Here is a 7,029-nt window from a genome sequence, read left to right on the forward strand (position 1 = left end):
ACAACGCGCGAGATGACACGCTTGTATGGATTGGACGCCTACAATTGCCGACCGTCAGGGTCCTTTGTATCAGCGCATCGTCAGCGCCCTGGCTGATGACGTTGCTGCCGGACGCCTTCGTCACGGCCAGGCGTTGCCGACCCATAGGGCCTTGGCCGAGGCACTCGGAATAGATTTGACCACGGTGACCCGTGCCTACACGGAAGCGCGACGGCAGGGTCTCACCGAAGCGAGGGTTGGGCGCGGCACATTCGTGAAAGCTGGAATGACGCCGGCACCGCGAACACTTGCGCTGCCTGGCATCGACCTTTCCATGAATCTTCCCCCGCAGCCTCAGGATGCTGAGCTGAGCGGACACTTGGCGAAAGCCTTTGCCGACGTGCGCGCTGCATCCAATCTCGAGGCCTTTCTGAATTACCACGAGTCCGGTGGCACCGCAGGCGAAAGGCACCAGGCCGCCGATTGGCTTCAGTTTCTGGTTCCGGGCGTCACCGGAGATCGCCTCATTATTTCACCGGGAACGCAGTCCGCTCTCCTCTGTCTTCTGCTCGCGCTGACCAAGCCGGGCGATAGCATTTTTACCGAAGCCCTGACCTATCCCGGCCTGAAGGCCGCCGCTGCGGTGGTTGGAGTCAATCTCATTGGGATTGAGATGGATGCGGAGGGAATTGATCCAAAGGCACTGGAGCGCGCCTGCCACCGGCATAAAGCCAAGGTCATCTACTTGATGCCGACGATGCACAATCCGACGACTGCAACGATGACGCCTCAGCGCAGGGCGCGCATCGCACAAATCATCCGAAAGCATGCGTTGACGCTAATCGAAGACGACCCTTACGCTTTTCTGACATCGGGCATCAAGCCGGTGTCGACGCTGATCCCCGAGCGGGCATACTTGGCAGCCAGCCTTGCGAAATGCATTGCGCCCGGTCTTCGCGTTTCATTGCTGGTTGTGCCGGAGGCCGCGGCGTCTGCCCGGCTGACGAGCATACTTCGCGCGACGGTGCAAATGTCGGTGCCTCTAATCGTCGCGATCATGACGCGTTGGATGCGAGACGGCAGCGCCAACGCGATTATCGCGGCCGTCAGTGCGGAAGCTGCGGCCCGTCAGACGCTTGCGCGCGACGTCCTAGCCGGCCAAGCCTATTCCGCGCATCCCAATGGACATCACATCTGGCTGCCGCTTCCTGAAGGCTGGTCCAGCTTGCGCTTTGCCGCTCACTTGCAGAAACGCGGCCTCGCGGTCGTAACGGGCGAAGCTTTCGCGACGACCGAGGCGCCGCCGAATTGCATACGAATTGCGCTCGGAGCCGCTCGCAGCCGGCCCCTGCTCCTGAAAGCGCTGGAGATATTGCGAGATGCGTTGAGGTCTCAGGCTTACGAAGAGCAAGTCGTCTGAACCTATATCCACGCGCCGCTGCGCGTTAGGGCTCCATTAACCTTAGTTATAAATTCCAATTGTTGCTTAACAGATTGCCTCCGGTCATTAAGCGACCAGCCACAGATGATCTGTACGCTGCACGATTGAATTCGTCCCAACCGGGGTTCACTCGTGCGTCACGCCACCCGCAGATCTCAAACCACATCCAATGTAGCGCCGTTTCCCGAGGTCGTCAGATCGGCCGCTGCTCCATCCGCTCTTAGCAGCCGGAAAGTCGCCAAGTTTGGGCATGCTCTGGATTCGCTCAAGATCGAATCCGACGAGTCCAGGCATAAGAAGGAACTTGAGGAGCTCAATCGCAGGTTCAACATCGCGCTCGACAATATGGCGCGGGGCTTGTCGATGTTCGACGCCGAACAACGCCTTGTCGTCTGCAACAAGACCTATCGCGAAATGTACGCCCTGCCAAAACGGTTGGCGCGTCCCGGGACGACCCTCGCCGAACTGGTCCGCCATCACGTCAAGAAGGAGACGGGGCGCGACGGGCCGGAAGACCGCAAGAAGCAACGCGCCTGGATTGCGCGTCACATTGAGCAACTCGCGCAAGGCCAGACATTCACGCACACGCAGCATCTGAAGTGCGGACGAGTGATACTGGTGACCAATCAGCCGCTGACGGACGGCGGTTGGGTCGATATTCAAGAAGACATCACCGAGCGCCGCCAGGCCGAGCAGAAGATCAATTGGCTGGCTCGGCACGATCCACTTACCGAGATCGCCAACCGCTTGCATTTTCGCGAAGCGCTGGAGCACGCCCTGCAGAGTGCGAAGCCGGGACACGGATTCGCTCTGCATTGGGTCGATTTGGACCGGTTCAAGGAAGTCAACGACACGCTCGGCCATCCGGTCGGAGACGCATTGCTGAAGAGTGTCGCTAAACGCCTCGTCGCAGTCGTTCGGGAGGGCGATGTCGTCGCTCGCCTAGGTGGTGACGAGTTTGCTGTGCTGCAGGCGGGCGGAGAGCCGGCCAACGCGGAAAAACTGGCGCAGCGCATCTTGCGGGCCATGACCGAAGCCCATTGCGCACTCGGCCAAAAAGTTTCTTGCGGCGCCAGCATTGGCATCGCCTTGGCGCCCTTGCACGGATCCAACGCCGAAGACCTTTTGAAGAGCGCCGATTTGGCGCTTTACAGCGCAAAGTCGGCCGGTCGCGGCGTCATTGCCTTCTTTGAGCCGGGTCGTCAGCAGGTGGACATCACGCGACGCCAGCTGGAGGTGGACATACGAGCGGCGGTCGATGAGAAGCAGCTCGAGCTTTATTATCAGCCGATCGTCGACTTCAAGAAGCAGTCGGTGGCCGGCTTCGAGGCTCTGATGCGATGGCATCATCCGACGTTCGGAACGATCGCTCCGGAGGATTTTATCCCCCTTGCAGAAGAAACGGGCGCAATCGTCGAAATGGGCGAGTGGGCGCTGCGTCAGGCTTGCAACGAGGCCACTCGGTGGCCCGATCCCATCAGAGTGACGGTCAATCTGTCAGCGGTTCAATTTGAACGCGGGAATTTGTATCAGGCGGTTGTCAGCGCACTTGAGAAATCCGGTCTTGCCCCTCGGCGTCTGGAGTTGGAGATCACGGAAGGCGTCCTGCTGCGCGACGAGGCCAAAACGCATGAAGTCTTGCATAATCTCCGCGCCTTGGGTGTCCACATTTCATTGGACGACTTCGGAACGGCCTACGCATCGCTCAGCTATTTACGCAGCTTTCCATTCGACAAGATCAAAATCGATCGCAGCTTCGTTCGCGACCTGGATTTTGCAAAACGCAATGACTGTCTGGCCATCATCCAAGCCGTGTCGGGTCTCGCACAACAAATGCAGATGAGCACCGTTGCCGAAGGCATCGAGACACTTGATCATGCCGAAACGGTGATGGCCGCAGGCTGCAACGAACTTCAGGGCTTTTATTTCAGCAAACCCGTGCCGGCGGGCGAGGTCGATCAGGTTCTTTCTGAATGCCGCGCAAAATTCGAGCCTGCCTCTGATGTTCGCTAGGCAAGAGATACTTCGCGCGCAAGTTTAAGACGTCTCTGCTCCGCTGCGTGCCGCCTCTGAATCATCACCGGCTGTGCTCTCGACACCGCGCGGATCGTTGAGCACCATCAGTAGCGGCGTCAGGCCCTCGGTATCGACCAGCTTGAAAATCTCGATGTCGTTGCGAGCCGACTCGCTCCAGCCCGCAATTTGCAAAGCGCGTTCGGCTTTCGAAAACAATCCGTGGTTCCTGACGGCGCGTTTGTCTGCGTATTTTTTTGCTTCTTCGCCGGTCATGCCCTGATCTTCCGCCCATTTCTTGCGGATGTCCGTCAGGTCCGTATCGCTGGCTAGAGATTCCTCGTTCTTGAGTTTCTTCAGCTCATTTTCTCTGAACAGCCACCATTTGCCGCCTTTCGGCCAGCGCACCAGATCGAGATCGCTCAGCACGCCCGCGAGCTGGTTCACCGCCATGCCCTTCGCCGACTCCTCTTTGTCGTTCGGATCGGCGCTGTAGAGATTCGGAATGACGAGATACGACGCTTTGTTGTGATGCACGAAATGCCGGCGCACCCATTCGAGATCGGCACCCGGAGCTCGATTGATCGCGGTGTCGATAGCGTCGCGAATTTGCCGGGCGAGTGAGCCCGATGGACGGATCGATGGCGGTTCGCGCGGCGGATTGAGGATCGCCAGCGCCAGCAGGCCCATATCGACGCCGATCGTCGCCAGCAGCGCAATGACGTCGCGTCCGGTGATGGGTTCACCGCCTCCCGTGTGCCCTGTTGTCACGAGATTGCCGCCCGCGAACACATACCGGAACGCGCCCGACGTATAGGCGCCGATGTTGCTCCAGAGGTTCTTGACCGCATTGGCGACGCCGGCCGGGCCTTCGCTGAAGACGGCCTCGCGCAGTTTCAATTCAGCGGGCTGCTCGGCTTGCGCTGCCGCGTCGCGCAGGCGCTCGGCAAGTGTCGGGTCGAAGCAGGACGAGCCGGATTTGCCCGGCTTCACCGACACCGAGTCCGCCAGCGCCCGCATCTCGGATGCCGTCGAGCGCCCGAGCTGATTGCTGCGCGCCGCGATATTTCTCGCGAGCCCTCGAATTTCCGACGCCTTGTTCTCGAAATTTCGCTGTCGCTCCTCGACCGTTGCACCTCCCAGCACGTCAGCCGCTTGCCGTAGCGATGCGATGTCGGCTTGGACGGGCTCAAGCCACGACTTCGTCATGCCGTCCCTGAGCGTGCTGACGGAATCGCGAACACTGTGCCGCGCATTGTAGAGCGGGCCCTTGCCGGCGCCTGAAGGCACACCGCAACTGCCGCCGCTGGTCTCTTCTCGCGTCATCTGGCTGTCGGACCAGCTGACGACATTATCGAGCTGGCCGCGCACGGCCTCTAGCCGCGCCGCGACGACAGCGCTGGCGTCGCGGGCATCCTCCTGCAGCCCGGCGAGGCCGGTACGCGTCGCTTCTTCACCTGAGATCAGGCTCCACCAAAATCCGTATCCAAAGCCGATCGACCAGATCGCGAGGAATACGTAGAGCGGGAATGTGATCAGCCGCTCCCGCAATCGACGCTTGGCGCCAAACGTCTCGCGCAGCGTCAGCCACATCAGGAAGGTCAGCGCGACGACGACGGCGATCACGAGCACATCGTTCGAAATGGATATGCCGCCGCTGGTCGGCGCCGTCGCGGTCGACGACACGCCGACGATGAAATCGCGCATGCCGTGCCACGTCGCATAACCGGAGATAATCAGCAGCATGAACGAGGCAACGCCGATCAGCGTATTGCGCCCGAAAATGTAGTCGATGGTTCGCCCGATTAGGCTCGGCTGCGTACGCTCGGGCATCTTCAACTCCGGTACTCGACCATGAGCTTAATGGGATAGCGGAATTACGGAGATCGCGGCGTAACCGCAGAGCAACACTCTGGAACGGTCATAGCTGCCCCGCGCCGTTCGCTCAGGCGATTGGAGACGGAAGACGTGCTCAGAAAATGCAAAGGCCTGTCGGCCCGGACCCTGCGACGGCACCTTATGACGGAAGCTAAGCAATGGCCCGGAGAACGATTCGCAACTGCGAAACCGGATCAGGCGGCAGCCTTGTCAAGAGGCGTTTTGCCGCCGATGATGTCGGGCGTTCTGATTCGGGGGCGCAACGACAACGGAGGGTGACATGAACCTCGATCCCAATGCATTGATCATTTGGTTGATTATCGGCGCGATTGCCGGCTGGCTTGCCGGTCAGATCATGAAAGGCGGCGGCTTCGGCCTAATCGGAGACATCATTGTTGGCATCGTCGGTGCGTTCATCGCTGGAGAATTATTTCCATTTCTCGGATTGCGCCTAGGTGGGGGCTGGATTGGCGAGATCATCGCAGCGGCCATCGGAGCATGTATCTTGTTGTTCCTCGTGCGATTGGTGCGAAGGGCCGCCTGATCGCAATATTTCTTCGTGAGGGAATTGAGACCAGTTGCTTTGACTTCAGCTGCAGTGGAACGCCTGGCTCGAGTGCCACGCGTATGATGATTTAGCAGCTGGCTCAATTTTCGTCCCGCTGAGTTATATGAGTTATGTGCGCCAGGGATGTTCAGGGATATCCGTTACACCGAGTATCTTGGCTCCGGCTCTCGCTACGGCATCATCGTCTTCCACCGTGCTGCCGCTGACCCCGATCGCTCCGACCAGCACACCCTCTTCATCCACAATCGGCAGGCCACCCGGAAACGTGATGAGGCCTTCGTTGGATACCTCGATCCCGTAAAGCGGCTTTCCCGGCTGCGACAGCTTTCCGACTTCGCCGGTCGGCATCATAAAGAAGACTGCCGTCTTGGCCTTCTTGATTGCAATATCGATTGATCCGACCCAGGCATCATCCATGCGATGAAACGCCTTTAGATTGCCGCCGCTATCGACGATCGCGATGCACATTTTGAGCCCCGCTTTAACAGCGGCCTTGCGGGCGGCTTCGACGGCCTTCACTGCATTCTCGATTGTGATGTGCACGCGCAATCTCCTTTTGGACTTGAGAACGTCACCGCGTCCGACCGAACAGATTATCCGTCTTTCCCGAAGGCTTTTCGCAACTCGTCTTTGGCGCGGTCGAGTGTTCGGCGACGGCTAGCCGAAAGGTTCTTTCCCGCGCGATTGATATAGAACGTCAGCATCGACATCGCCGATTGAAACGGTGAAGCTTTGCGCCGCCGGCTGTGTTCTGCCGACCGCTTCAGCGACATGGCAATATCGGACGGATTACGTTTTTTGAAAACGTCGGATTCAAGGTCCAACGCGTCGCTGTTGCGCGTGACGTCCGCTGACCAGTATTTCTTTTCGGCCCGATGCGCCGGGCGCTTCTTTGCCGGATGACGACTTTTGGAGGCTGGCATTTCGCCACCGCCTTTAACGTAGTTTCTGGCTGGGTGTCCGCCTCAACAACGCACCCGCTTTTATGCGGTTCCCACGCCGCAACGGGAGGCGATGCGGGGTATACGGTCGAACAGGTCAAATCGACCCCGTGTTGAAACTCGAGTTCACTTTGAAAAAGCCTTGACGAGGAGGAACCTCGGACATGTAATGCCGTTACATTGATATCTGCCGGTCGATTGCCGTGGCG

6 protein-coding genes are annotated in these 7,029 nt (G+C 59.2%); 3 read left to right on the forward strand and 3 right to left on the reverse strand.

Going from position 1 to position 7,029, the window contains the following annotated elements:
- Positions 1-25 precede the first annotated feature (25 nt).
- Both VN623_RS03225 and VN623_RS03230 read left to right on the forward strand, forming a co-directional pair.
- On the forward strand, positions 26-1,399 hold the full coding sequence (locus VN623_RS03225; RefSeq protein ID WP_325568065.1) for a PLP-dependent aminotransferase family protein: 1,374 nt from the start codon (positions 26-28) through the stop codon (positions 1,397-1,399).
- Positions 1,400-1,552: 153 nt separating this feature from the next.
- Positions 1,553-3,433: a putative bifunctional diguanylate cyclase/phosphodiesterase gene (locus VN623_RS03230; RefSeq protein WP_325568067.1), complete on the forward strand. Its 1,881-nt coding sequence runs from the start codon at positions 1,553-1,555 to the stop codon at positions 3,431-3,433.
- A gap of 24 nt (positions 3,434-3,457) precedes the next feature.
- Here the strand turns inward: VN623_RS03230 and VN623_RS03235 are convergent, their stop codons facing one another.
- Positions 3,458-5,266 carry a hypothetical protein gene (locus tag VN623_RS03235; RefSeq protein WP_325568070.1) on the reverse strand — a complete coding sequence of 603 codons (1,809 nt, stop codon included), beginning with the start codon at positions 5,264-5,266 and terminating at the stop codon, positions 3,458-3,460.
- 325 nt (positions 5,267-5,591) lie between these two features.
- Here VN623_RS03235 and VN623_RS03240 point away from each other — a divergent pair, with 325 nt between their 5' ends.
- Positions 5,592-5,855, forward strand: coding sequence for a GlsB/YeaQ/YmgE family stress response membrane protein (locus VN623_RS03240; protein ID WP_325568072.1), 264 nt, complete (start codon positions 5,592-5,594; stop codon positions 5,853-5,855).
- 132 nt (positions 5,856-5,987) lie between these two features.
- Here VN623_RS03240 and VN623_RS03245 read toward each other — a convergent pair whose 3' ends face one another.
- Positions 5,988-6,422 carry a heme-binding protein gene (locus VN623_RS03245; protein ID WP_325568074.1) on the reverse strand — a complete coding sequence of 145 codons (435 nt, stop codon included), beginning with the start codon at positions 6,420-6,422 and terminating at the stop codon, positions 5,988-5,990.
- Between the two features lie 50 nt (positions 6,423-6,472).
- Positions 6,473-6,802, reverse strand: coding sequence for a DUF3175 domain-containing protein (locus VN623_RS03250; protein ID WP_325568077.1), 330 nt, complete (start codon positions 6,800-6,802; stop codon positions 6,473-6,475).
- Between the last annotated feature and the right edge of the window lie 227 nt (positions 6,803-7,029).

It is taken from the genome of Hyphomicrobium sp. (genome assembly GCF_035572195.1).
Classification (GTDB): Bacteria; Pseudomonadota; Alphaproteobacteria; order Rhizobiales; family Hyphomicrobiaceae; genus Hyphomicrobium_B.

Coding starts and splice junctions, on each gene's coding strand:
- VN623_RS03250 (WP_325568077.1), bottom strand. CDS start 6,802: ATGCCAGCCTCCAAAAGTCGTCATCCGGCAAAGAAGCGCCCGGCGCAT.
- VN623_RS03225 (WP_325568065.1), top strand. CDS start 26: ATGGATTGGACGCCTACAATTGCCGACCGTCAGGGTCCTTTGTATCAG.
- VN623_RS03240 (WP_325568072.1), top strand. CDS start 5,592: ATGAACCTCGATCCCAATGCATTGATCATTTGGTTGATTATCGGCGCG.
- VN623_RS03235 (WP_325568070.1), bottom strand. CDS start 5,266: ATGCCCGAGCGTACGCAGCCGAGCCTAATCGGGCGAACCATCGACTAC.